The organism is Actimicrobium sp. CCC2.4 (assembly GCF_034347385.1).
Lineage (GTDB): Bacteria > Pseudomonadota > Gammaproteobacteria > Burkholderiales > Burkholderiaceae_D > Actimicrobium.
Map to the genome: position 1 here is coordinate 2,708,008 of NZ_CP133777.1, position 24,451 is coordinate 2,732,458.

Here is a 24,451-nt window from a genome sequence, read left to right on the forward strand (position 1 = left end):
TCGTCGATAGTCAGTTGCCCTGCCAGATACCACTGGCAGTTTATGTGCATATGCACTATATTCGATTCCGTCCGCTCAACGGCATAAAAATTCACAACCGGCACTCCCGATGACACTCCTCTCCGCTCCAGGCTGCACCTGCTTCGCGCTGCGTCGACTGACCCGCACGGTATCGCGGCTCTACGATTTGCACATGGCCGGCGTTGGCCTGAAGACCACGCAATTCTCCCTGCTTAAACATGTCGCTGCCGGTTCGCAGCCGATGGCGCAACTGGCCCTGCACCTGTCGACCGATCGCACGACGCTGACCCGTAACCTGAAACCCCTGCTCGAAGCCGGCTGGGTAACGCTGACGCCAGGTGCCGATGCCCGCCAGCGCATCGTGACCCTGACCGAGTCGGGTCAGGCCAAAGTCATCGGTGCCAAACTGGCCTGGCAAGCCGCGCAACTTGAGCTCGAACGCACGCTCGGCCCCGAACTGATCCACGCATTGCACGGCGATACCGCCAGTGCCATGCAGTTACTGACGCCATTGCTCGAAGAAAAATCCCATGCCAACCACGCCTGACATGTCACCCCGCGGTGCCTGGATCCTGATGCTGGCCGCCAGCGCCATCCTGATGATTACGATGGGCGCGCGCCTGACGACCGGCCTGTTCATGTCGCCGATCAATACGTCGACCGGACTGGGCATCGTCTCGATCAGTTTCGCGCTGGCCATCGGCCAGTTCGTCTGGGGCGCGGCACAACCGGTGTTTGGCATCATCGCCGACAAATACGGTACACCCAAGGTGATCATTGCCGGTGCGCTGATGCTGGCAACCGGCCTGGCCATCACACCGTTCATGTCAAGCCAGTGGGGCCTGATGTTGAGCATGGGATTACTCAGTGCGGCCGGCGCCGGTGCCGGCAGTTTCTCTATCCTGATCGGTGCCACTGCACAGTCGCTGCCGCCACAACGGCGCGCCTTTGCCGCCGGCTTCATCAATGCCGGCGGGTCGCTGGGGCAGTTTATTTTTGCCCCGCTGATGCAAGCAATCATCAGCTCGGCCGGCTGGGTGATGGCCATGTTCACGATGGCCGCAACCACGCTGCTGACGATTCCATTGGCTATCCCTTTGCGGAAAAAAAAGGTGATCAACGCGACAGCCAGCGCGCCCATCACCGAGATCGGACTGGGCCGGCAAGTGCGACTGGCCATGCGCGACCGCAGCTACCTGTGCCTGCATGCGGGCTTTTTTACCTGCGGCTTCCACATCGCGTTCCTCGTCACCCATTTGCCGGGGGAAGTTGCGCTCTGCAACCTGGCAGCCGGTGTCTCGGCAACGGCGCTGGCGCTGATCGGCCTGTTCAATATTGTCGGCAGCCTGTCGGCGGGTGCACTGGGGTCGCGTTTCCGGATGAAGTACCTGCTGGTGGCGATGTATGCCAGCCGCGCGGTGATCATCGCGGTCTATTTGCTGGCACCCAAGAATGCCTGGACCTTCTATATTTTTGCCGCTGCACTTGGCCTGACCTGGCTGGCCACCGTGCCACCAACCGCCGGACTGGTTGGCAAACTGTTCGGCATGCGTTACCTGGCAACGCTGTTCGGCCTGACGCTGCTGTCACATCAGATCGGCGGTTTTTTTGGCGCATGGCTGGGCGGCCTGGCCATGGAGCGCTTCGGCAATTACAACTGGATGTGGTACGCCGATATCGTACTGGCGCTGGCGGCCGCGCTGGTCAACCTGCCGATACGGGAAGCCCCGCTGTCAGTACCCGTTCCGGTGTAAGCAGGAATTGTTGACTGTTGGTGACTTGCTGCTTGAATATCAGCTGTCATCGACGCTATTATCGAATCCTCTTCGCACGGTACGAACTCGATCGGACACCATGAATTTACTTCACCACCTGCGCACGCTGTTCAACATCCGGAAACAACGCCAGGAACCACCGGTGGGCACCAAGCCACCAGTTGGCGGTAGCTTGATCCTGCACAATGTCAGGATCAAGATCAAAGTCGCCCTCGACGATGAGCAGTGGCAGTGGCTTACGCTGATGGGCTGGCGACGGGTCGACATGCGAACCAACCGGCGTAGTTATCAATTATTGTCGGATGTGACGACCCGCAAGTTGCTGGACAAGACCGAGCGCGACCAGGCGCACACAAAAATTACCGCTCAGAACGAACGCAAAAAACGCAAATAAAGTTCGTCGCTTTTCCTCAGATGAGAACCGTTCTCATCTATAATCAACCAACGCCAGCGCACCATGTGCATTCGGCCACCATTCGACGCCAGCCAGCCCGATTCCTGTCCCGCCAGCCAGCCTTGTCCGGCAAGGACTTTTCCTTGCACTCACAGAACTGGAATGTCATGAACTTATCTCAGACCAACACTGCAGCCTTGCACCTTGTCGGTGTGACGCCGGCAGAGGACACGGCCTTGGAACAATCCGATGGAATTTCTCTCTACGCCGGGGATATCGATCCCCTGTTAAGCGAGCCGGGCGTCGTCTCGACGCGACCGGAATTGCTGGTAGCAGCCGTATTGCACCTGATGTCGCACTACACCACGCATCGCCAGGAAGGGGCCTGCATCAAGCTGGCGTCCGTCATCGAGCGTCACCTGAAAATACTCGGCAACCTGCACACGATGGCACCGGTACTTCGTGCGACTTGCCTGCAATTGTCCGGGCAATGGGCTGACATCGTCGACCAAGCCATCGCCAAGCCCAAAAAGCGCGGGCTGATGACGCGCTTATTGGCCGGCGCGCACGACTGATCAATCCGCCTGCTGCCGGTAAGGATCAGCAATTACCTTTTTTTGCCTGCCCGGGCGGACAGTGGCCACCGTCGTGCCGGTTATCGCGGTCATCCCGATCGTCATAGCGATCGTCATAACGGTCTTTTTTGTCCTTCTTGTCCTTCTTGTATTTTTTGCCGTCCTCTTTCCAGCCGCCGCGATCGAGTCGCCAGCCGTTGCCTTCCTGGTGCCATTGCGGCTGGTCGTAACGATAGTCGATCCGGTTGCGTTCCCAATGACCGGTCGACCAGACGTGCTGGTTGCCGTTCCAATTCCAGTAACCGGGGGCCCACAGATAGCCGTTACGGGGCGACGGAACAACTTCATAACGCACTGGTGGTGGCGCATCGCCAAGGATGATATTGACGCTGACCTGAGCCATGGCCCGGGTCGGCAGGAGGGTGGCAGAACTGAAGGCGAGCATGGCGGCCGCAGCGCAAAGTATTTTTTTCATTCTTTGCTCCCGATAAGTTGAACTGTTGTCGACTATACCCAGAAATAGACAACAATCCGCATTAAACAAACCCGCTTACACCTTAGTTATTGCTGGTGGGCGCGCTGCAGGCGTTTTTCAAGCCGCCGCTGGACAACTTCGAACAGCATGCTCAGGCACCAATACAGTAAAGCCGCCGTCACATACAGCGGTAATGGCCGGAACGTCGTGGCGATCACCTCCTTGGTTGCCAGCATCAGTTCGGTGACGGTGATGACCGATACCAGCGACGTATCCTTGATCAGGCTGATCAGCGTATTGCCCATTGAGGGAACAGCAATACGCAATGCTTGCGGGGCGACCACGAACCGCAAGGTTTGCACCCATGTCAAACCAAGGCTGTAACTAGCCGACCACTGCCCTGCGCTGACACCCTGGACCGCGCCACGCAAGCTCTCCGACAGAAAGGCGCCGGCGTTCAGACTGAGTGCGAGGATGCCGGCACTGACGGGCGAAAACTCAACGCCGATACTGGGCAATCCGTAATAAATCAGAAAGACCTGCACCAGCAGTGGCGTGCCGCGAATCAGGCTGACATACACCGCTGCCGGCCATTGCAAGACGCGCCACGGCTGCAGCCGCGCCATCGCCAGCAGCGCCCCCAGCAGCAATCCGCCCACCATCGAGGCAAGCGCAAACAGCACCGTGTACAGCACGCCCTGAAGCATGATCGGTGCAGCCAGCGTCAGTAATTCGGTCAGGTTCATTGTGTGTCCAGCCTATCCAGTAGCAAAAAAAATCCCCGCATCATTGTGCGGGGACGCTCACAGCACCATCCACACGCGGCTACTTCGCCGCAGGTGCCTTGCTTACATCGATACCGAACCATTGCATGGAGACCTTGGCAAAACTGCCATCGGCAATGATGGCCGCCAGCGCGGTATTCAAGGCTGCCTTGAATTGCGGATTGCCCTTGACGAACGGAATTCCCATCTGCGCGACTTCGCCGATAGGCGCACCGGCCTTGATCGGCAATGGCGACGCTTTCAGCAGATACGACACCATCAGGCTGTCGTTCAGCGCTGCATCGACGCGACCGGCAGCCAGATCCTGCAAGTATTCGGGTGCGCCCGGATAGCTCTTGACGTCGACCCCGGCGACCGCTTTGGCACGCTCTTCGTAATTGGTGCCCTGCCCGACCCCGAGTTTTTTACCCTTGAGGTCGTCAAGACTGGTGAACTGGCGCTGCTCGTTCTTGCGCACAATCAATTGCGCACTCGAGCGGGTGTACGGATCAGAAAAATCAAAGCTGGCCTCGCGCTGCGGCGTGATGCCCACCTGATTGAGGATGACATCGTACTTGCCGGCCGACAGCCCCGCCAGAATGCCGCTCCACTCGATGGTCGTGAACTCCGGCTTGAGCCCCATCTTCGCCGCCAGCAATCGGGCCACGTCAATTTCAAAACCGCTCAGTGCGCGGGTTGTGGTGTCCCTGAAATTAAACGGCGGGTAGGTGCCTTCCACCCCGACTTTCAGCGTGCCGCGCGCTTGCACGGTGGCCAGCAGATCGGCCGCGTGGGCATGGACTACCAGGCTGGAGAAGAGCAATGCTGTCATCAAGCCAGCCAGTTTTTTTGCAGGTGCTGCACGCATGAATTTCCTTGTGTTCGATGGCGAACATAATCGCAAGAGGCAGAGTGTAAAGACATGCAGCGACATTACCAACAACTTAAACGGCATGATCTTAGAGGGTGCGTCGGGATGAAAACTCTACGGAACGGCTATTTTTCACACAAACTCACTGGTAATTAGAAACATATACCAACTAGTAGCCTTCCATACGTAAATAACCTGCTATGTTTCCGTAGGAATTATTCCGCCACCGCCGGCCAGCTTGACTGCCTCTTATTGAACCGCAAAGACCGACGCCCATGTCAAGCAGCACCGATACGATTTTCCCGACACGCCTGACATCAATTGCACTGTCCGCGCTCCTGCTGGCTGCCTCCTCCGCCCGCGCCGACGATAGCGCGACCAGCACGCTGCCGACCTTTATGATCAGCGGTTTCGGCACTATCGGCATGGCCCGCTCCAGCGAACACCGGGCCGATTACACCAACAGTCCATCGACTAAACCCAACGGCACCGGGATAAGCCGCAACTGGAGTCCCGACCTCGACACCCGGCTCGGCCTGCAAATTGCGGCGACCATCACACCGAGCCTGTCGGCGGTCTTTCAGGTCATCTCGCAGCAGCAGTACGACAACAGCTACCGGCCTACCGTTGAGTGGGCCAACATCAAGTACGCCATCACGCCCGACCTCACGGTCCGGGTCGGCCGCATCGCCTTTCCGACCTTCCTTGCAGGTGATTACCGAAACGTCGGTTATGCAATGCCCTGGGTTCGGCCACCGGTCGAACTGTATAGCCGCATGATTCCGATGACGGCCAACGATGGCATTGATGCGAGTTACCGCAGCTATATCGGCGAAGCCACCAACACGCTGCAACTGAGCTACGGCAGCGACGTGCTCCGCAGTCCCGGTCTGTCGTCACCAAGCAAAGTTCAAAATATCGCCGGCCTGTTCAATACCTTCAGTAGCGGACCGGCCACCTTGCGCGTGTCGTACCAGCGCGGCAGGATCATTGTCCCCAGCAGTGATGCCTTCTTCAACCTGTACCGCCAATTCGGTCCGGCCGGCACAGTCATTGCGGATAACTACAGTTTCGACCACAAGCCGATTTCATTCCTGTCGCTGGGTGCCAGTTACGATCCAGGCGACTGGTTCCTGATGAGCGAATGGGGCAGCGGTAAATTCTCGTCGGTCCTCGGTAACCAGACCGCCTGGTATGCCAGCGGTGGTTACCGGCTAGGGACGTGGACCCCGTATCTGACCTATTCGACCTCAAAAAAACACAGCCCGACAAGCGACCCGGGACTCGATCCGGCGGGCCTGCCTGCCTTTGCAGCAGGCAGCGCCGGTGCGCTCAATGGTGCCCTCAATGCGCTGCTCAGACCGAGCACCAGTGCCACGATTTCGCTGGGAACACGCTGGGATGTTGGCAGCAACGTCGCGCTCAAGCTGCAACTTGACCATACGCGACCAACGGCGGGCTCTTCGGCCGGACTGATCCACATCACCCCTGGCTACCGGCCGGATGCCGGCTTCAATGTACTGAGCCTCACCGTCGATTTCGTCTTCTGATGAAGACCCGCGCGCGCAAATCCTGCTGCCTGGCAATGCTGGCCACCAGCCTTGTGCTCAGCCTGTCCTGTGCCGGGGCAGTGGCCGATGTCGTGGCCGTCGTCTCGGCCAAAAGCCCGCTAACCGAACTGAGCAGGAACCAGATCGCCAACCTGTTCCTCGGCAACGCCAGCATGCTGGTCAATGGCGAACCGGTGATCCCGATCGACCTGGCTGTCGGCACGCCGCTGCGTGACGAGTTCTATGCGAGCTATGCCGCGAAGTCGCCGGCGCAAATCAGGGCGCACTGGTCGAAGCTGATTTTTACCGGCCGCGGCCAGCCCCCCAAAGAAGCCGCCAGCACCAGCGACCTGAAAAAACTGATCGCCAATAATCCGCGCGCAATCGGCTACCTCGATCCCGGAATGATCGACGCCAGCATGCGAGCCCTGCCATCGCCATGAACGGATTCTGGCGGCGCGCCCTGCCCGTGCCGTTGGTCGCGGTCCGGCACAGTCCGGCTGCGCGCTTGCGCGCGTGGCTCTATACCGTGCCCGAATCGACGATGCTGTTCCCGGCGTTTTCACTCTGCTTCCTGGCCTTGCTCTGGATGGCAACACTGCACTTCATCAGCATTGAGCGCAGCAATGCCGAACAAGCCATTTCGGTGCTCAGTCGCGAACTGGTAACGACTTATGAAGCACAGGTATTACGTGCCCTGCGTGACATCGACCAAACCTTAAACCTGGTCAAGTACGCCTATGAACTCAGCGGGCAACACACGGTACTACAGGAACTGAAAGCCAAGGCCATGCTGCCATCGGAGCTACTGTTCGTCATCCGCATCGCCGATCAGGATGGCAAGATCGTGGCCGACACCCGCTCCGCGCGGCCATCGAACATCAGCGACGATCCGCAATTCAGCGCCACCCGTGCCACCGGCCGGTTATCGATCAGCCAGCCCCAGTACGACCCCATCACCGGCGAAGCCAGCTTGCTATTCAGTCGCCGGCTCATCAATGCCAATGGCAACTTTGCCGGCATCGTCACGCTGTCAGTGGCCACCGATCACTTCGTGAGCGGTTACGAAGAAAGCAAATTCGGCCAGCAGGGACTGCTCGGTATCGTCGGCGATGACGGCCGCTTCCGGGTCCGGCGCAGCGGCGACCTGCTCTCGGATGGCGAAGCGGTCGATCCGGCATTCCTGATGGCTGGTGCCGCCGACGCTCATAGTGCCGTCCTCGCCTCCGCAGACAGTGATGGTGTTGCGCGCCAGGTCAGCGCGCGCAAGCTGGTCGATTTTCCGCTGGTCGTCATCGCCGGTTTGTCAGATCACGAGCAACTGGCAAACTTTGTACGCACCCGTAGTGACTATCTGCGTGGTGCCACGGCGGGTACTGTGCTGCTGATTCTGGTGACGCTGCTACTGTGGAGCATGAGCTGGCAATTGCGGTCCAGTCGCCGGCACGACATTGCCGAACGTAAGCGTACCGAACAATCATTACGCATCGCCGCCACCGCCTTCGATTCCCAAGAAGCGATGCTCATTACCGATGCCAACAGGATGATCCTGCAAGCCAACCGGGCCTTCGCCAGCAACACCGGGCATCAGGCCGACCATCTGGTGGGAAAAAGTCTAGACCGTTTGATGTCGAACCACCACGATGCCGATTTCTATCTGGCGATGTGGCGCAGCGTGAATCACAGCGGCATCTGGCAAGGCGAGATCTGGCAAACCCATGCCGACGGCAACGCGTTCCAGAAATGGCTGACCATCTCGGCGGTCAGGGACGACGACGGTGTGCTGGTCAATTATGTTGGCTCGCAGTACGACATCACCGAGCGCAAGCAGGCTGAAAACAAGATCCATGAGCTCGCCTTTTTTGACCCGCTGACCGGCTTGCCGAACCGGACACTGCTGCAGGACCTGTTGCGCCAGCTCATCGCAACCAGTGCCGCCGGTAACCAGCATGCCGCCTTGCTGCTCATCGACCTCGACTACTTCAAGGCGATCAACGATACCCTCGGCCACGACATGGGCGACGCACTGCTGGTACAGGTCGCACAACGAATCGTTGCGTGTATCGGTGCCGGCAATAGCGTGTCCCGTCTCGGCGGCGATGAGTTCGTCGTGCTGCTGGCAGGCCTCGGCAGTGACGGCCCGGCTGCCATGGCCCGGGTCAAGAGCATCAGCCAGCAGATCCTGTCTGCACTCGATCATCCTTACCTGCTCAACGACGTCGCCTATCGCAGCACGGCCAGCATCGGCGTGACGCTGCTCAACGACCGGCGATTCTCGAGCGAGGTATTGATGAAGCAAGCCGATCTGGCCATGTATAAATCGAAAGCTGGAGGTCGCAACGCGGTGCGTTTTTTCGATCCTGCGATGGAAGCGGCGGCCACAACGCGTGCCACGCTGGAGCGCGACTTGCATGCCGCCATCGAGCAGCAGCAGTTTGTGCTGCACTATCAGGCACAAATCGCCGATGGCGATCAGCTGAGCGGTGCCGAAGTGCTGGTGCGCTGGCAGCATCCGCAACGCGGCATGGTCTCGCCGATGGAGTTCATCCCGGTAGCCGAGGACACCGGCCTGATCCTGCCAATCGGCACCTGGGTCATGGAAACCGCCTGCCGGCAGCTGGCGTGCTGGGCCACTGTGCCCTCGATGGAAGCATTGACGATTGCCGTCAATGTCAGCGCCCGGCAATTCCAGCAAAGCGACTTTGTCGCGCAGGTCATTGCGGTACTCGACCGCACCGGTGCGCGGCCGCAGCGGCTCAAGCTCGAACTGACCGAAAGCCTGCTGGCGGCCAACCTCGACCAGATTATCGAGAAAATGCAGGCGCTCAAGGAAACCGGCATCCATTTTTCGCTGGACGATTTTGGCACCGGCTTTTCATCGCTGTCGTACCTGAAGCTGCTGCCGCTGGACCAGCTCAAGATCGACCAGTCCTTCGTGCGCAATATCCTGACTGATCCGAACGACGCCGCCATCGTCCGCACCGTCATCGCGCTGGCCAATACGCTGGGCCTGGGCATCATCGCCGAAGGCGTCGAGACGGATGCGCAGCGCAGCTACCTCGCCGACGCCGGCTGCCATGCGTATCAGGGCTACCTGTTCAGCCGGCCATTGCCGGTAGCGGAGTTCGAGGTGTTTGCGGGGCAGCGGCCATCTGCATCACCGGTACGGATGCTGACCGAAGACGCTGGTTAATTGCACACAATTAAATAGCGTCCACAAGCCATCAGGCCAAGCTCCGTCCAGACGGATTCTTCAAGCGCCACCTCTCTGAACCATTTCCCCCCGACGCCGCGACCGCTGCTTAAAATAATTTGGAACCGATCCGGGCCATGGCGCACTCACGGACAGTTTCGGCATCTTCCAGCCCGATCCGGCCGGGCAGTGTCAGAAACGACAGGTCTTTAATCAGGACTACGAACTCAGAACCCGAGCACGATCACCGTCATCGATCCTGGCTCATTCCGAATAACCTTGTTCAAACGTCCGCCATGTCAAACACCATCAACAATGCCTCGATCAACCGACTCGTCAATCAGGATGCGTCGCCTCGCACTAGCCCGTCTTCCCCTTCACAGGACATCGCCTCTACATCACATGCCGCACAGTCCGGTTCCGGTGATAGCGCATCAAGGTCACTCGCAGGGTCGCGCCGTCATAGTAATCAAGCCACGCTTGAGCGACTCTGCCGCGATCTGACGCTGACAGATCTACGCATCAATGACGAGCAGGATCACGAGCTCGTCACCGTGCCGTCCATGCAAAACCGGCGCAGCCGTCCGGCGCAAGCGGAAGTTGAAGCCGATCCCGCCGTGGCTGCGTTGTCCGGACGCGCGTATCTGGAACATTTATCGACAAACGATCTCAGGATTCCGTCCGAGCTCAGGACGCTGATAAAAAGCCGGAAAATTTTGCGCTTGCCTGACATCACCACTGCAAAGCTCAACGAGATCTCGGCGCGACTGCACACCGTGACCAGGAACATCCATCTTGATCCGGAGCTACGCAGCGAAGTCGCCCGTCTCGCGATGGAAGGCCTGACCAACTGTACGGACCGGACGGATTTTTGCCTGGGACAGATGGAAGACGCCGCTTTGCTCTCCCGCCTGACACGCGGCGAGATTGACCAGGTTGACCTGTACAACCATGGCATCAGTTTTTTCAGACTCAATGAAGTGCATGCGCAGACGGGCATGTTGAGCCGGCACATGGGAGGGATACGACTTGAAGGCATTCAGGACTATCTGGCCGCGACCTATTATTTGCAGGGAGAACTTCAATTGCCCAACCATCAGCCGCGTCCCCGATTCCTTGACTCCAGTTTTATCACCAGACAGATCGCGACCCATATTGCAGACGCCGTAAAAGAGCGAACGATTGCCAACGATGGCGAGCATGTTGTCGACTTCATGAGCACGTGGAAACCTTGGGTGAAGCATGTCAAGCAGCAGCCGGAACACCAGCCGGATTTTGCTCTGCTCACTCAGCTTTATCAGGATGCCTTGAGCGATCGGGAAGATGCGCGCGAGCGCGAAGGAAGCTTGGAACACGGAATGAATGAAGAGCGTTACCGGGCCACGGTCGATGGCCTGATGCATCAATTAGCCGATTGGGAAAGCCAGTTGGTCGGCCAGAAAACCCGTGAATTTCTGGTCAACCATCGCGCTGATTTCATAGCGGAATCAGCTCAGCCTCTACCTGCGTATTTTGGTTAATCATGGAAAATTTAATCCACTCATTTTCTCGCCTGGTTATTTCGCATCCGTTGTCGGGGACAGACTCACTCAATTCGGACATGTCTGAAAGCCGGTCAGATAGTTTGCCTTCGTCGAGTTCAAACACCGCCGCTGAAGCAGAACAGAATGCGGCGATATGTTCTGCGCCTAGCCAGTTACCGGCAGCACTACGCAGCAACCCTTCTGTACGCGAACGCATCGCTAATCTGCTTGTATCGCAAGCGGATCAACAACCGTTGCCGATGCTGGAAAACCTGAGCCGTGGCAATCGGCAACTTGCCGCACGCGCTGCAGTGCTTGCCTCACAAGCCAGCACCAATCTGTTTCTAGAGCACAAGCTACCGCCGGAATTCAGGAATCCAGCTCAGGAAAATCAGCACCTGCTCAAGACCGGCTTAGCTTTGGTAGTAAGAGAAAGCGTAATGAATGCCTTCAGCGAACCGGTATTTCGGATCGCAATGTTGCCAGCAAAAAATCCCGATGCGTCCTGTATCGACCCCGCAGCATTCGCTGGTTATCGCACCAAAGCGGAAGTCGTAGTCAACGAGCTGTTGTCAGTGCTTTCGGATGATCAAACTAACGGGGCAGCGAACAACGCCGTCAAAGTCGACTTGCTAAATTATCAGGTGTGGAATGATTCAACTTGCACGCCAAATCAATCTCGCAACATCCCAATAGATATTGATCCGGGCACCTCACCGCGATCGCATCAGACGCCAGAAAAAATTATTGAATTGGCCTCACTGGTAGAAACTTACATCGACCTACCGTATGAAAATTTCATTAAAGTAATTGCAAATCACAGCCCTGAACTGGCGACGTTTTTTAGCTTTAGCGAGCACGCGTTATTGATCAAGGACAGCTTGCAAGAAGCACCGACTTCACGATACCCCTACATTACTGATGAAGCACCATTAGCCGGGCACATCGCGCAATCCGGTGATGACTTCGTCCCCACGTTTCTGGAAGGTGTAAAGCGCGACTTCTATTCGACGGAAGAAGATACGCAAGCCTGGAAAATTCAGGTGGATGGGAAATGGCAGATTGCAGACACCAAGCGCGAGGTAGTGAATCACGTCTTCATGCAGGCCCTGGAACACCTGCAAGCCAAACAAGTTGCCGATCCTGCAATGCCGATCTACCCGCTGGTATGTTACGAATTGCTGGCTGATGCAATTGATATACCGGTTCCCGATTATCTGAAAAATCATGAGCAAGAACTACTCGTCGCAGTGACCAAAAATCAGATTAACAAAGAAAACCGCCAGCAGGAAATCTCCCAACTGCAGAAGAAAAGAAAAATCGATTTGCAAGAAATTGAACTGGCGCAGCAAAAAACATTTACAGAACACAACGTCAGCAATATTTCGCAACTGCTGATGTGCGTTCGAGGATTTTCGAATCGATTGCCTGCCTCTTCCGTCGAAATGTCTGTTCCACTATTCGGGCAATCCAATCAACCGGACGCCATCAATGAACTACGCCATCGACTCATGCAGACCCATTGCCTGCAAGATATCAGCGCACGGGCTCATCATGGCAGCCACGACAATGCATGCTGGTTGCGTGCCTCATGGCTATCCGTTTTTGCTTGTGCTGCGCCTGAATTTCTTGAAGCCAGATTACGGTCCATTTCTGATCCGGACAACACGCTGATACCAATCAAAGCGAACCTTCTCAAACACCTTGCGCAGCTTTATCAACAGGATGTGCGCGCCTTCATGCAGGGTCTTCCGCCTGGCGATACGGCACTGTCAACTGCCGCTGCGCGCCTTGGCCCAGCCGGAAAAATAGAGAATCTCCTGCCTGCTGGCGACTACGGCATATTTTCCGGTCGCAGTATCGAATCCTTCCTGCGCCAACTGCAATTACATTTGGCGGCACCGTTTCGCGGCACTGACCGCGCATTCATGAGCGAGATTGAAGGGCTGACCATGCCAGGCTCACCCGCAAGCAGCAACTTGCCGGTCACACTACATCGGGCACTTGGCCTGCCGGTACTGGTCATCGAAACCGGTTCCAGCGTCTCGTATGGAGAAGCGGGCAGACAGCTCAATGTATCCGGTGAACTGCGTATTGCCGCACCAAGCGGATCGGCACTGGCGCAAGAAATCGAACACGCATTACAACAAGATGCGGCGTGCGCCTTGCATCCGGTCCATATCATCGACAGGTTCAGCCATTGGCCGATTCTCTGGCTATCGCAAAATCATTACGACCTCCACCTGCCTAAATCGGGACGCGACGAATCCCCGATCTGTGATCACCATTTGAATTGATTACCCAATCTCACTCTCAGAAAACTCATCATGTCTGGAATATCTCCTGTCAGTCCCCGACCAGTCCGATCGTCAATTGAACGCACGGCGTCCCAACAATTTCGTCGCTCAACAAACTCAATAACAGAGCGTTGCCGTACCTTGTGGAATAACTTACTAGATAGACAAAACCGGGTCGGACTAACGCTTGGCAAAGAAGATGTCGGCGAAAATGTTGCAGACGTTATTTGTCCGTTTAAAGGCGCCGTTAACGTAGAGGTCGGCACCAATATACAAATCGGCTCCAATGAAAAAAAAAATACCGTGTTTGTACATGCCAATCAAATTCAATTTGCTCGGCCACATGGCCGATTGGCGGACAACAGCCAGGATCGACCTGTCGTACGAACTGCCATTGCAGGTCAATCGCCACAAGAATTTCGCTTTTGTGAAAGATTCCTGATACACGGCCTTGAATCCGGAAATGGTCTTTTCCAATTTGTTTCCCGTAAGGCGCATGCCTATACGAAAAACCCATCAAAAGAACGCTCCAGAGAAAGTAGCATTCTTGACCAGCTGCTTGGTGCGTGGAAAAACAAAAAAGGTGCGGCCCTGTTAATAGCGAACCGATTCGATTTATACCGTCTAGAAAAAATTACACTTGATGAGGACAGTGACCACTGCTGCTACGAGCTCTACGCGAGGGACTGTATGACAGGGGAATCCAAAACAATGCTGATCACGCAAGCTGGGTTAAAGTTCACCGAAAAGTTACTCAAGCCGAGGGAAATACAGCGTGCCAGCACATTGATGAACATGCACAAACAAAGGCAAAGCGAGTACAACCAGAGAATCTTCTCCACACCGCAACTGTCATCAGACAGGCAACCCGATCCCACGGTCATCAGCTACGCCGGCATCGGCCGCAACGCCACCCTGATTGCCTACCGCGAGGCGCTGTTACGAACTGGTGAGAGCACCGACAATGCGCTAGCCGATATCATCAGCCGGGGCCGCCGCGATCGCGGTCCGCGCTTCGTCCATTCCGCAGCCCAGTTGCAGGCCCTGCAAGAAGCCGTGGACCTGGCCAAAGACGCCAACCGACCGACGCGCCCGACCGCGGCACAATTCGCTGCCAGTCGACTCATACCCTGATGCAGCCACCCTCACCCATGCCCATGCCGATGATGCACATCCGGAAAATGCGCATGCGCGTGCAGCAGTTCATCATGCCGGTGCGGATGGCTATGACTGCCGTCAGCGTAGACATCCTCATCGCCTTCGTGCTCATGCTGATGATGCAGATCATGCGTATGACGATGCGCATGCGCCATCACTTCATGATGATGGACATGGGCGTGCCGCTCGGTCAGATGCAGCACGACGCCGATAGCCATCAGCGCACCGGCCGCCAGCAAGGTCGGCGTGACGGTCTCGCCACCCAGCACCGCCAGTAGCGCGCCAAAAAACGGTGCTACCGAAAAATAAGCTCCTGTGCGCGCACTGCCCAGATGGCGCAGCGCCACGACAAACCAGCTCAGGCTGACGCCATACGCCAGTAATCCCAACAGCATCGCCGCGGCAGTGACCGTCACTGACGGCAATGGCGCACCAAGGCCGAAGGCGATGCCGAGGTTGACCGGTCCGGCTACCAATCCCTTGACGCCGGCGATCCAGGTTGCGTCGGTTAGCGACACCTTGCGCGTGAGGTTGTTGTCGATGCCCCAGGCCAGGCAGGCACCAAGCACGGCCAGCGCCGGCCAGAGGTCGGGCAAGCCACCCGTGCCGGACCAGCTCAGCAGCAAGGCGCCGGCAAGAATCACGGCCATGCCGAAGGCGATGCGGCGGTCGACGTTTTCACGGAACACGCACCATGCCAGCAGCGCGGTGAACACCGTTTCGGCATTGAGCATCAGCGACACCGTCGCGCCCGGCAAGCGCGTCAATCCCAGCATCAGCAAGGCCGGACCGATGACGCCGCCGGCCAGAATCGCGCCGGCAAACCAGCGCCGTTCAGCCGCCGGCAGCTGCACGCGTGGCGCACGGACCAGTCGACGCCACAGCATCAGGCCGAGCCCGGAGCCGAGATACAGCAAGCCGGCCAGCATCCACGGACCGACGCTGCCAAGCAGCCACTTCGCCAGCGGCGTGGCCGCGCCGAACAGCAAGGCCGCGCCGAGGGCAGCAGCAATGCCGTTGCGTGGAACAGGATGGGACAAGTCCATGGTGTGACTCCTTCAGAGGGATCGCCATGATGCCACCGGCGCGTCGTTCCGGCCACCGTCCAACGGGCGAACAAGCCGGTTTTTTGCCCTCTGATCGACTGCTCGATTTTTGGTGCATACGGCAATAATCACATCGTCGGCATTTACGCAATCAGGACCGGAGATGACATGGAACACAATCAGGCAATGCACAAGAACCTCTCGCAACGCGGCGGCACCCTGCATGATGATCATCCGGTCAGCGACGATCTGATCATGCAGGATCCGGAGCTGATCGGCAGTGGCTTCGACCTGCGCTCGATCCGCGAAGCGATCAGCCGCGTCGAAGCCGAAACCGCCGCCACTGTCGCTGCCGAAAACCGCATCCGTGCCGAAACCCGCGCCCGTCTTCAGGCCGCTGATCGTGCCAGTCTCGACGCTGCCGCCAGCGCCGAAGCGCACGCCAGTGCACGCGCCGATGCGCTGGCCATCAACGCCAGCCGCAGTCTGCTCGAGGCCGAACGCGCCGCGCGCGTGGCCAGCGACGCCAGCACCGCCGCCGCCAATCATGAAATCAGCGAACTGCGCGCCCGCGCCGATGCCGACAGCCGCGCCGGTGCCGCCGCCGAACTGCGCAGCCGCGCCGAACGCGATGCCTGTGAACGTGCCGCCGAACAAGCGCAAGCCGACACCCTGCTGACCGACAATGCGCTGGCCGCCGCCGAAAAACTGGCCGACATCACCGAGACCACGCGTCGCCTCGCGTCTGAGCGCCAGATCGCCCAGTACGGCGCGCAGCTCGAAGCCGAAGGCCGCGCCCGCGCCGATGTCCGCATCACCGAACTGGCGCGCGAACTTGAACAGCGCGAACGCAGCGCCCGCCTGACCACCGAAATGCTGGTCGCGGCCCGCAGCGAAGCGATCGAACTGGTCAACCAGCGCGAGCGTGCCGAAGCCGAAGAACTGGCTGCGACCTTGCGCCGCGCTCCCGTCGAAGTCCAGGCGCGCGAAGAATCGCGGATGCGCGCTGCCGCCGAAATCGAACACCATGCCACCGCAGTCGCGCGAACCGAATCCGAGCAGCGCGCCCTGGCATCCCTGCAATTACGCCTGCAGGCCGAGCTCGACATGCACGACGCCGCCTTGCGCCGCGAGCACGCCGAAGGACTGGCGCTGGCCTCGGCCCAGGCCCGTCGCGATGCCGAAGAACAGATTCGTGCCGCTACCGAAAACCGGCTGCACGTCGAACGCGAATTACAAAACGTCGCCATCGCCCGGGTCGAAGCCGAACATCACGCCGATGCCCAGGCACGCCAGCGACTGGCCGCCGAAGCCCGTGCCGGCGACGAAGCGCGCCAGCGTGCCGAAGCCGACAAGCTGGCCACCCAAGCGGCGGTCGAACGCAGCAGTGAAGAACAGCGCGCCTTCGCTCTCGCTGCCCGTCGCATCGAAAGCGAACAAGCCGCCAGCGTCATTGCCGCGAACTTCAGCGCCGCCGAAGAACAGCGCCTCGCCGCTCTGGCCGACTATGCCGACCTGCAGCAGCAAAGTGCTGACGTTGCCGCACTCAAAGCAAGCGAAGCGGCCGAACTGATCCGCATCGAACAGGCCCGCCTTGACGCCGAGGAACGGGCCGTTGATGCGATCCGCGAAAAGCGCGACGCCGCTGCCGCCGCGCAGGCACAAGCCGATGCGCTGGCGCAGGCCGAACTGACCGAAGCCGACTGCCTGCGTCTGCAAGAGCAAGCCAGCCACGCCGCGCGCGAAGTGACCGAAACCACAATACGCGCCGGCCAACTGGCGCTCGAACAGGAACTGGCGCAAGCCGACTTGCGCAGCCAGGCGGCCGCCGCCGCACTCGCCACTGCCCACGATGCGGTCGAGCTGACGCGACTGGCGCAGGATCGGGCCAACACCGAGCAGCAAGCGCTGGCGCTCATGCAGGAACAACTGGATACCGAGCGCCGCAGCAGCGACACCATCGCGCAAACGATGCTGGTAACACGCCACAAACTGGCCGCTGCCCGCCAGGCCGACGATGCCGCGCAAGTACGCCTGTGCGCCGAACAGCAACAGGCCAGCCTGCTGCAGGAACAAGCTGAGTCAGAGCGCCAGTTGCGCCAGGCCACCGATGCCGAATCCAATGCCACCCGGCATGCGCTGGAACAACTCGCCACCAGCACGCAATTGCAACGCAGCGCTGCACGCATCGCGCTGCAAAGCGCACGCGATGCGGTCGCGCTGACCAGCGTCCAGCGTCAGCGCGCCGCCATCGAACAACAGGCATTGGACGTGATCCGCCGGAAACAGGAAACCGCACGCCAGCGCCACTTGTCCAGCCAGCGCCTGCTCGACGTCTCGCAAGAAACGCTGGCAGCCGAACAAGCCGCGCAAGCCGATATCGAAGCCGGCTTGCTAGCTGTTGCCGAGCGGCGCGAACTGGCGACCGCCTGCCAGCACGCCGAACAGCAAACCCGTATCGCCGCCGAAGCCGAGCGCGATGCCTGTCAGCAATTGCTGGTCGAAGCCGACGCGGTCGCGCAAGCGCGCACCGCAGCCGCCGGAGCGCTGCAGCAGCAAGCCGCGACCGCCGCCGAACTGACCCGCCTCGAATCCGAACGCGCAACGATGGAACAGCAAGCCAGCGACTGCCTGCAGCAACAGCATCGCGTCGAGCTGGAGCGTCACGCTGCCGCCAATCTGGCACTGGCAGCCGCACAGGACAAAGCCAACGCCGAGCAGCAGGCCTGCAGCGAAGCCCGCGCCCGCGCCACTTTGTTGCAGGAGCAAGCCGAGCTGGCGCGTCTGCACGAACAGGTCGAACGCGAATTGCGTCAGGCCAGCGCGGCCGAACAGCACGCTGCCAGCACCGCGCTGCAGCAGCGGCAACGGGCATTCGTCCAGCAACAGGCACAGCTGGCCTTGCAGGAAAAAATCCGCACTGAAGAAATCGCACTGCAGAAGAACGCTGCGCGTGATGCACTGGCGAGTCAGTCCAGCGCACTGGCACGGCAACTGGCCGGGGCAGAAGCCGCGCGTCTCGACGCCGAACGCAGCGCCAGCGCCGTTGCAAAACAGGCCTGCGACGCGCAGCTTGATGCACAGCGCCGGCATGCCGAATCGGAAGACCTGGCGCGCGCGCTGCTGGCGCGGCTGTCGGCCGGACAGCCGGGACAGGATGACTGGCGCCTGCGTGCCAGCGCCGTATTGTCAGACGACGCCGCGCCGGCGCTGCCGCAAGTGTGGCGGCGCGTGCGCAGCACGATGGTTGCCGTCGTCGTGGTCTGCGCTGGTGCGGGTGCATGGTCGCTAATGGGATCGCCGCAAACTGTCGCCGCAACCGTTACGCTGGCGGCTCCTGCCAACCACCTGAAGGTTTCGGTTGACCTGGCAGAGAAGGAACCTGCTGCCACGCCGCCAATCGATGGCTTGAAAGTCGCTTCGCGGCGCTAGCCCATCCGGGAGGCCGGTAATGGCAAGGCCTCCCTGCCGACTCAGATTTCACGAACAGTCATGTCCAGCAATAAAACCCCGCAACACCCGCAGCTGCTACCTTCATCGCGGTTGCCGCCCAGAGCCGCATCAACCTCCTTATCCGTCGACGATGCCCTCGCTTTGCGCCAGACGCGCGAGCGCAAGGATGCGCTGGTGCGTGGCGTGCCATCGATCGATGCGATGCGTGAGGCGATCCGGCGTGCCGGCTGCGACGCGCCCGCCATGACCGAGATACCGCGTATCGGCCGGCTTGATGTCGCTGCGTTTCGAGCGCGCGCCGCGCACGGCTTGCCATTTCTGATGACGGGGCTGGTCACGCGCTGGCCGCTGTTCGCGCTGGAGCCACAGATACTGCGGGACCGCTTTGGCGACCTGCCGGTGCGGGCGCGGATCGGTGACTACATCAACACCGCCTTCGCCGCCGACCGGGCGATGCAGGATATGTCGATGCGTGCCTATCTTGATCTGGTCGCGACGGGCACGCAGGAGCTGCCGCCGTATCTGGGCAATCTGGAATTGCGGGCCTTGAACAGTCTGTGCAACTGGCCGTCGTATTTCGAAAAAATGGGCCCGCCGCGCTTCTGGCTGGGCCCGGCAGGCACCGTGACGCCGCTGCATTGCGACTATGACGACAACATGTTTGCGCAGCTATGGGGACGCAAGCGCATCGTCCTGTCGCCGCCGCATCATGACGAATTCCTGTACCCGCGCGAAGCCAATGCCATGCTGTTCGGCTCGCCGTTCAATCCGGAAGCACCGGATTTCGCGCAATTTCCGCTGGCGCGCCAGGCCACCATGATCGCGTGCATTGTCGAGCCCGGCGAGCTGCTGTATGTGCCTGCCGGGTGGTATCACCATGTGCGCGCGCTGACGTTTTCGCTGTCATCGAACCGCTGGGCCAGGGCGATGCCGCTGGCGTTGGCGGGCGATCAACCAGCGTAAGTAAAACTCTCCGTGGTGGTCGTGTAACTTGAACTGGTGACGGTGCTGACATAGACGTAGTCCGTCTTCACCTGTGCGGGCGTGACGGTGACCAGCAGGTAACCACGGCGCGAGGTGTCGATATAGCTGATGTCATCGACCAGTGCCTTGATGGTCGCCGCCAGCGTCACCGGCGGGAACGCGGCCGGCGGGAAAAACGACTCGAATCCCGATGACGTCACCGCCATGCCGGCAAACTCGGCCCCGACCTGAGTGCCATCGGCCAGCGTCAGCTTGTTGAACCAGGCGTTGTGGCTATCGCCGGACAGGACCGCGAATTTTTTCCCGGACGCCTTGAGTTTTGCGGCGGATGCCAGCACCGCATCACGGGCATCGGGATAGCCTTCCCAGTTATCGAAGGTGTACGAAATTTTCGGGTTTTTGGCCGGATTGAGCAGGTCTTTCTGGGTTGGCGTCTGTAGCGCTACCGGTGTCGCTTTGGCGGTCAGGTAGGCGGTCACGGAGGCGACACTCAAATTTGCTGCCAGCACCGAGGCGGCAATTTTGATGCGCCCCATCACCGTCTGGTTACCGAGGATTTGCCAGGTCGCTGTGGAAGTGCTCATCTGTGTATCCAGCCAGGCTTGCTGGGTGGTGCCCAATAACTGCTTTTTGGTGTTGAAGGCATACGGCAAAAATGCCGGGTCGGCCACGTCACGTCCGGACGCATCGACGGTGCGGTCCGGCTGGTGTTCTCTGCCGATGATGCGGGTGTCGAGCATGTGCAGCGACAGCAGATTGCCGAAATCGAAGGAGCGATAAATCTTCAGCAGATTGCCCGCATCCGGCGAACGGATCGGCATCCACTCGTGATAGGTCGCGCTGGCGGCAGCTTTTCTGGCAGCCCATGGACCCTGCGTGACCGGATCGTGATTTTCGGCGCCATCCATCCACGCATTGTTGGCGAATTCATGGTCATCCCAGATGGCGATCATCGGCATGCGGGCATGCAGCGCCTTGGCATACGGATCGGCCTTGTGCAACGCATGACGGGCCCGGTAGTCGGCCTGGGTCACCACTTCATTGGCCGGTGCCGACACCCGTGCAGCCACCGCGGAAGCGGCCGGCGGATACACGCCATCCTTGTATTCGTAGATGTAGTCGCCGAGGTGCAGCGCAAACTGCGCGCCGGACGACACCGCCGCATCGTAAGCGTTGAAATAACCGGCCGGATAGTCGCTGCAGGAGAACACCGCCAGCTTGACTTCGGCGACGCTGCCGACCGGCAGGGTCCGGGTCCGTCCGACGCCGGAGATACTGTTGTTCGGTGCCATGAAACGGTAGTAGTACTCGGTGTCGGACTTCAGGCCGGTGGCATCGACCTTGGCGGTGAAGCCGGTCGCGACGCTGGCGACGACTTTGCCGGATGCCAGCAGCGTGGCAAAGGTGGCGTCGGTAGCGACCTGCCAGATCAGCGTCACGGCGTCGTCGGTCGATATTTTGGCGTGCGTCCACAGGATCACGCGGTCGGCCAGTGGGTCGCCACTGGCAACGCCGTACTTGAAAGCGGCAAGTTCGCCGTTGAGTTCGGTACTCGAACCGCCACAGGCAGTCATTGCGCCGCCCGAGGCCAGCACTGCTGCGACCGACGACATGCGAATGACGAATTGGCGGCGGGCCGGATCACGTGGCGTGGACAACAGCGATTGTTCTTCTTGTTTCTTCGGTGCATTCATTGGGTTCCCCTTTTTAAAGAAACCAAGTGTAGCGACGCTCAATGTAAGCAGGATGACCGGATCGCTTCAGTTCTGTGACGGATCAATCATCCCCGAATACTCAGCCAACAACGCCCGTTTCAGAAGCCCCGGCGAGCAAGCGGTCCAGCAGTTCGACATGATGGCGATGCGGCGTGGTGATCGCATAAAAACGCTCTTCCAGCCCGGTGGAGCGCGCCACGCACACCAGCGAGCCGGCCTGCAATTCGTCCTGCACCACCACTTCCGGCAGCACCGTGACCCAGCCGCTGTCGCGCGCGATCAGGCGCAGCATGGCCATGTCGTCGACTTCGGCACGCACGCGCGGCGTCACGTTGGCCGAGGCGCACAGCGCATCGAACTGCGCCCGGATCGCGCTGCGCGGTCCTGGCAGCGCGATATCGAGGCCGTCCAGCCCCTGCGGAATCGGCAGGCCCAGCGGCTTCCAGAGCCGGGCCGGGCCGACAAATGAAATCGCCTGACTGCCCAGGAAGTGGCAATGCAAGGGACGGTTTGCCGCTGACGGCACGGTTTCGTTGGCCAGTACCACATCGAGTTGATGCTGGATCAGGCGGGTCAGCAGATCGTCGAGCAATCCTGATTCGAGCGTCAGCATCACCGTCGAATCTTCCAGCAAGGGGCGAATCCGGTTTTCCTGGTAATTTCTTGACAGCGTTGCGACGCTACCGATGCGCAAACGGGTCACGCCTTCGCTGCGCCCTTGCAGGCGGCCCAGCATTTCCTGGCTCAGACCAAAAATGTCTTCGGCGTAGGCCAGCACCAGCTGCCCGGTATCGGTCAGCACCAGCCGGCGTCCTTCGCGCGTAAACAAGACCTGCCCGAGGCGCTCCTCAAGCTGACGGATCTGCGCCGATAAGGCAGACTGCGACGTGTGTAGTTCCTGTGCCGCGCGCGTCAGATGACCGACCTTGGCAACGCTCCAGAAATAAAAGAGATGATGGAAGTTCAGTTGATCCAGCTTCATTGTTCTGTTTTAAGTATCTATAAGATCGTATAAAAATATTTTACAGAACAATCAGCGATCGACATACTCTGCCGGTTATTCAACCAAGAGGATTTTGCATGAAACATCTTCTTTTTACGATTGGCGCGCTCATGCCCGCCATGCTGATGCTGACGGGGATGCTGCTATCCCTGCTGCCGGCGCTATCGGTCGGACGACTCTGGCGGGTCTTCATGGGACTGTCCGGCGTAGCGCTGGCTTGTGCGCTGGTGTCGGCCGTCGCCGGGCAGCGCTTTCCCGAATTCCATCCCTGGTTCCAGGCCAGCACCTTCGGTTTCGTGATGGCATTGCTGGTGCAACTGCTGTGCAGCATCATCGCGGCCTTCTCTGCCCGTTATCTGGAAGGCGAAGCCGGACAACGCCGTTTCGTGACCGGACTCGCCGGCGTGATGACCGCCGTACATCTGCTCCTGATGGCCGATCACTGGGTCATCCTGATCGCCGCGTGGGCGCTGGTGGGTGTCGCGCTGCAGCAGTTGCTATGCTTTTATCCGGACCGCCCTTTTGCCCTGCTCGCCGCGCACAAAAAGCACATCGCGGACCGGATCGCCGATGTACTGCTAATCAGTGCCGCAGCGCTGGCATGGAGCAGTGTCGGCAGCGGCTCCCTGTCGGCCCTGTGGGTGCATCTGGCTCTCCATGGGATGTCGATCACCTTGCAGCTCAGCGCGATCTGCCTCGTCCTGGCCGTCATCCTGCGCACGGCGCTGCTGCCGGTGCATGGCTGGCTGATTCAAGTCATGGAAGCGCCGACGCCGGTTTCAGCGCTATTGCATGCCGGCGTGGTGAACCTGGGCGGCTTCGTACTGATCCGCTTTGCACCCTTGCTGGAGCAGGCGATGCCGGCGCGTACGCTGCTAATGGTGTTCGGACTGGTCAGCGCGGTGCTGGCCGGACTGGTGATGCTGACCCGCATCAGTATCAAGGTGCGACTAGCCTGGTCGACCACGGCGCAAATGGGCTTCATGGTGCTCGAATGCGGTCTTGGCCTGTACTCGCTGGCGGCGCTGCATCTGATCGGACATTCGCTGTACAAGGCCCATTCTTTCCTGTCGGCCTCGACGGTGGTGCGGCAAACCCGCTTGCAGGCAATGCACGGCGCCGAGTCACCGATACCGCTGAGCCTCTTGCTGGCACCGGCGATGGCCGTGCCGACGGTGCTGCTGATCCAGTCGTCGTTCGGCAATGGCGCGTGGCCGTGGTGGTGGAGCGTTATCCTCGGACTAGCCTGGGCCCCCTTGCTATGGCTGCCGGCGCAACGCAGCAGTGTGCGGGCGATCTGCCTGCACGCCAGCGCCGGTGTGCTGATGGTGGCTGGCCTCACCGGAGCGACCTTGCTGGCCCATGCCGTGCCGCTCGGTATCCGCGACACGCCGAACCACCTGCTGGGCGTGATCGCACTGATCGGCATGGCCGAGCTCTACCTCAGCCTGGTGGTCCTGCAACTGCGACCGCACACGCTGCGCGGTTGGCGACGCTGGAGCTATGCCGGCTTTTATCTGGACGAGATCACCACCAGGCTGGCCCTGCAATACTGGCCCGCCAGCTGGATTCCGCTGGCACTGAAACACAACCGTATGCGCGTACCCTCGCTGCCGGCAGATGATGGCAAGCGCTGAACAAGACAAGGAAAATT

At 59.8% G+C, this 24,451-nt stretch carries 19 protein-coding genes; 13 read left to right on the forward strand and 6 right to left on the reverse strand.

Features of this window, described 5'->3' with window-relative positions:
* Nucleotides 1-109: 109 nt before the first annotated feature.
* The 4 genes from RHM62_RS12400 (at nucleotide 110) to RHM62_RS12415 (ending at nucleotide 2,765) form a co-directional block, all read left to right on the forward strand.
* Nucleotides 110-568 carry a MarR family winged helix-turn-helix transcriptional regulator gene (locus RHM62_RS12400; protein ID WP_322122401.1) on the forward strand — a complete coding sequence of 153 codons (459 nt, stop codon included), beginning with the start codon at nucleotides 110-112 and terminating at the stop codon, nucleotides 566-568.
* Complete coding sequence (locus RHM62_RS12405) at nucleotides 552-1,775, forward strand: MFS transporter (RefSeq protein ID WP_322122402.1); 1,224 nt, start codon at nucleotides 552-554, stop codon at nucleotides 1,773-1,775. Before RHM62_RS12400 ends, RHM62_RS12405 begins: the two co-directional genes overlap by 17 nt.
* A gap of 100 nt (nucleotides 1,776-1,875) precedes the next feature.
* Entirely contained in the window at nucleotides 1,876-2,190 is a 315-nt protein-coding gene (locus RHM62_RS12410) for a hypothetical protein (protein ID WP_322122403.1), read from the forward strand.
* Between the two features lie 167 nt (nucleotides 2,191-2,357).
* Nucleotides 2,358-2,765 carry a hypothetical protein gene (locus RHM62_RS12415; protein ID WP_322122404.1) on the forward strand — a complete coding sequence of 136 codons (408 nt, stop codon included), beginning with the start codon at nucleotides 2,358-2,360 and terminating at the stop codon, nucleotides 2,763-2,765.
* A gap of 25 nt (nucleotides 2,766-2,790) precedes the next feature.
* On the opposite strand, the gene RHM62_RS12420 is transcribed toward RHM62_RS12415, so the two are convergent.
* The 3 genes from RHM62_RS12420 to RHM62_RS12430 all read right to left on the reverse strand — a co-directional run bounded on the left by RHM62_RS12420 (nucleotide 2,791) and on the right by RHM62_RS12430 (nucleotide 4,872).
* Nucleotides 2,791-3,240: a YXWGXW repeat-containing protein gene (locus tag RHM62_RS12420; protein WP_322122405.1), complete on the reverse strand. Its 450-nt coding sequence runs from the start codon at nucleotides 3,238-3,240 to the stop codon at nucleotides 2,791-2,793.
* Nucleotides 3,241-3,326: 86 nt separating this feature from the next.
* Nucleotides 3,327-3,986, reverse strand: coding sequence for an amino acid ABC transporter permease (locus RHM62_RS12425; RefSeq protein ID WP_322122406.1), 660 nt, complete (start codon nucleotides 3,984-3,986; stop codon nucleotides 3,327-3,329).
* A 79-nt stretch (nucleotides 3,987-4,065) separates the two neighbouring features.
* Nucleotides 4,066-4,872: a transporter substrate-binding domain-containing protein gene (locus RHM62_RS12430; RefSeq protein WP_322122407.1), complete on the reverse strand. Its 807-nt coding sequence runs from the start codon at nucleotides 4,870-4,872 to the stop codon at nucleotides 4,066-4,068.
* 278 nt (nucleotides 4,873-5,150) lie between these two features.
* Here RHM62_RS12430 and RHM62_RS12435 point away from each other — a divergent pair, with 278 nt between their 5' ends.
* The 6 genes from RHM62_RS12435 to RHM62_RS12460 all read left to right on the forward strand — a co-directional run bounded on the left by RHM62_RS12435 (nucleotide 5,151) and on the right by RHM62_RS12460 (nucleotide 14,572).
* The gene (locus RHM62_RS12435; protein WP_322122408.1) at nucleotides 5,151-6,425 is read left to right on the forward strand and encodes a porin; all 1,275 of its coding nucleotides are present in this window, start codon (nucleotides 5,151-5,153) and stop codon (nucleotides 6,423-6,425) included.
* Nucleotides 6,425-6,868 carry a phosphate ABC transporter substrate-binding protein gene (locus RHM62_RS12440; protein WP_322122409.1) on the forward strand — a complete coding sequence of 148 codons (444 nt, stop codon included), beginning with the start codon at nucleotides 6,425-6,427 and terminating at the stop codon, nucleotides 6,866-6,868. Before RHM62_RS12435 ends, RHM62_RS12440 begins: the two co-directional genes overlap by 1 nt.
* Nucleotides 6,865-9,618 carry an EAL domain-containing protein gene (locus RHM62_RS12445; protein ID WP_322122410.1) on the forward strand — a complete coding sequence of 918 codons (2,754 nt, stop codon included), beginning with the start codon at nucleotides 6,865-6,867 and terminating at the stop codon, nucleotides 9,616-9,618. The genes RHM62_RS12440 and RHM62_RS12445 overlap by 4 nt, the downstream gene beginning before the upstream one ends.
* 296 nt (nucleotides 9,619-9,914) lie before the next feature.
* Nucleotides 9,915-11,138 carry an NEL-type E3 ubiquitin ligase domain-containing protein gene (locus RHM62_RS12450; protein WP_322122411.1) on the forward strand — a complete coding sequence of 408 codons (1,224 nt, stop codon included), beginning with the start codon at nucleotides 9,915-9,917 and terminating at the stop codon, nucleotides 11,136-11,138.
* A 2-nt stretch (nucleotides 11,139-11,140) separates the two neighbouring features.
* On the forward strand, nucleotides 11,141-13,438 hold the full coding sequence (locus tag RHM62_RS12455; protein ID WP_322122412.1) for a hypothetical protein: 2,298 nt from the start codon (nucleotides 11,141-11,143) through the stop codon (nucleotides 13,436-13,438).
* A 141-nt stretch (nucleotides 13,439-13,579) separates the two neighbouring features.
* On the forward strand, nucleotides 13,580-14,572 hold the full coding sequence (locus RHM62_RS12460; RefSeq protein WP_322122413.1) for a hypothetical protein: 993 nt from the start codon (nucleotides 13,580-13,582) through the stop codon (nucleotides 14,570-14,572).
* An 11-nt stretch (nucleotides 14,573-14,583) separates the two neighbouring features.
* On the opposite strand, the gene RHM62_RS12465 is transcribed toward RHM62_RS12460, so the two are convergent.
* Nucleotides 14,584-15,642 (reverse strand): DMT family transporter, encoded by a 1,059-nt coding sequence (locus RHM62_RS12465; RefSeq protein ID WP_322122414.1) that lies wholly within the window; start codon nucleotides 15,640-15,642, stop codon nucleotides 14,584-14,586.
* 168 nt (nucleotides 15,643-15,810) lie between these two features.
* Between RHM62_RS12465 and RHM62_RS12470 the strand changes: the two genes are divergently transcribed.
* Both RHM62_RS12470 and RHM62_RS12475 read left to right on the forward strand, forming a co-directional pair.
* On the forward strand, nucleotides 15,811-19,074 hold the full coding sequence (locus tag RHM62_RS12470; RefSeq protein WP_322122415.1) for a hypothetical protein: 3,264 nt from the start codon (nucleotides 15,811-15,813) through the stop codon (nucleotides 19,072-19,074).
* 60 nt (nucleotides 19,075-19,134) lie between these two features.
* A complete protein-coding gene (locus RHM62_RS12475; RefSeq protein WP_322122416.1) occupies nucleotides 19,135-20,058 on the forward strand; it encodes a cupin-like domain-containing protein in 924 nt (307 codons plus the stop codon).
* Here RHM62_RS12475 and RHM62_RS12480 read toward each other — a convergent pair.
* Both RHM62_RS12480 and RHM62_RS12485 read right to left on the reverse strand, forming a co-directional pair.
* Nucleotides 20,046-21,773: an alkaline phosphatase D family protein gene (locus tag RHM62_RS12480; protein WP_322122417.1), complete on the reverse strand. Its 1,728-nt coding sequence runs from the start codon at nucleotides 21,771-21,773 to the stop codon at nucleotides 20,046-20,048. The two genes, RHM62_RS12475 and RHM62_RS12480, sit on opposite strands and share 13 nt — an antisense overlap.
* Before the next feature lie 100 nt (nucleotides 21,774-21,873).
* Nucleotides 21,874-22,776, reverse strand: a complete 903-nt coding sequence (locus RHM62_RS12485) for a LysR family transcriptional regulator (RefSeq protein ID WP_322122418.1) — start codon at nucleotides 22,774-22,776, stop codon at nucleotides 21,874-21,876.
* A 98-nt stretch (nucleotides 22,777-22,874) separates the two neighbouring features.
* Between RHM62_RS12485 and RHM62_RS12490 the strand changes: the two genes are divergently transcribed.
* On the forward strand, nucleotides 22,875-24,434 hold the full coding sequence (locus tag RHM62_RS12490) for an NADH-quinone oxidoreductase subunit L (protein ID WP_322122419.1): 1,560 nt from the start codon (nucleotides 22,875-22,877) through the stop codon (nucleotides 24,432-24,434).
* Nucleotides 24,435-24,451: the final 17 nt, after the last annotated feature.

Bases quoted from the DNA above. Each gene is read 5' to 3' on its own strand.
- RHM62_RS12480 (WP_322122417.1), bottom strand. From the start codon at position 21,773: ATGAATGCACCGAAGAAACAAGAAGAACAATCGCTGTTGTCCACGCCA.
- RHM62_RS12475 (WP_322122416.1), top strand. From the start codon at position 19,135: ATGTCCAGCAATAAAACCCCGCAACACCCGCAGCTGCTACCTTCATCG.
- RHM62_RS12490 (WP_322122419.1), top strand. From the start codon at position 22,875: ATGAAACATCTTCTTTTTACGATTGGCGCGCTCATGCCCGCCATGCTG.
- RHM62_RS12425 (WP_322122406.1), bottom strand. From the start codon at position 3,986: ATGAACCTGACCGAATTACTGACGCTGGCTGCACCGATCATGCTTCAG.
- RHM62_RS12430 (WP_322122407.1), bottom strand. From the start codon at position 4,872: ATGCGTGCAGCACCTGCAAAAAAACTGGCTGGCTTGATGACAGCATTG.
- RHM62_RS12400 (WP_322122401.1), top strand. From the start codon at position 110: ATGACACTCCTCTCCGCTCCAGGCTGCACCTGCTTCGCGCTGCGTCGA.
- RHM62_RS12455 (WP_322122412.1), top strand. From the start codon at position 11,141: ATGGAAAATTTAATCCACTCATTTTCTCGCCTGGTTATTTCGCATCCG.
- RHM62_RS12485 (WP_322122418.1), bottom strand. From the start codon at position 22,776: ATGAAGCTGGATCAACTGAACTTCCATCATCTCTTTTATTTCTGGAGC.
- RHM62_RS12405 (WP_322122402.1), top strand. From the start codon at position 552: ATGCCAACCACGCCTGACATGTCACCCCGCGGTGCCTGGATCCTGATG.
- RHM62_RS12435 (WP_322122408.1), top strand. From the start codon at position 5,151: ATGTCAAGCAGCACCGATACGATTTTCCCGACACGCCTGACATCAATT.
- RHM62_RS12445 (WP_322122410.1), top strand. From the start codon at position 6,865: ATGAACGGATTCTGGCGGCGCGCCCTGCCCGTGCCGTTGGTCGCGGTC.
- RHM62_RS12465 (WP_322122414.1), bottom strand. From the start codon at position 15,642: ATGGACTTGTCCCATCCTGTTCCACGCAACGGCATTGCTGCTGCCCTC.
- RHM62_RS12440 (WP_322122409.1), top strand. From the start codon at position 6,425: ATGAAGACCCGCGCGCGCAAATCCTGCTGCCTGGCAATGCTGGCCACC.
- RHM62_RS12410 (WP_322122403.1), top strand. From the start codon at position 1,876: ATGAATTTACTTCACCACCTGCGCACGCTGTTCAACATCCGGAAACAA.
- RHM62_RS12415 (WP_322122404.1), top strand. From the start codon at position 2,358: ATGAACTTATCTCAGACCAACACTGCAGCCTTGCACCTTGTCGGTGTG.
- RHM62_RS12450 (WP_322122411.1), top strand. From the start codon at position 9,915: ATGTCAAACACCATCAACAATGCCTCGATCAACCGACTCGTCAATCAG.
- RHM62_RS12470 (WP_322122415.1), top strand. From the start codon at position 15,811: ATGGAACACAATCAGGCAATGCACAAGAACCTCTCGCAACGCGGCGGC.
- RHM62_RS12420 (WP_322122405.1), bottom strand. From the start codon at position 3,240: ATGAAAAAAATACTTTGCGCTGCGGCCGCCATGCTCGCCTTCAGTTCT.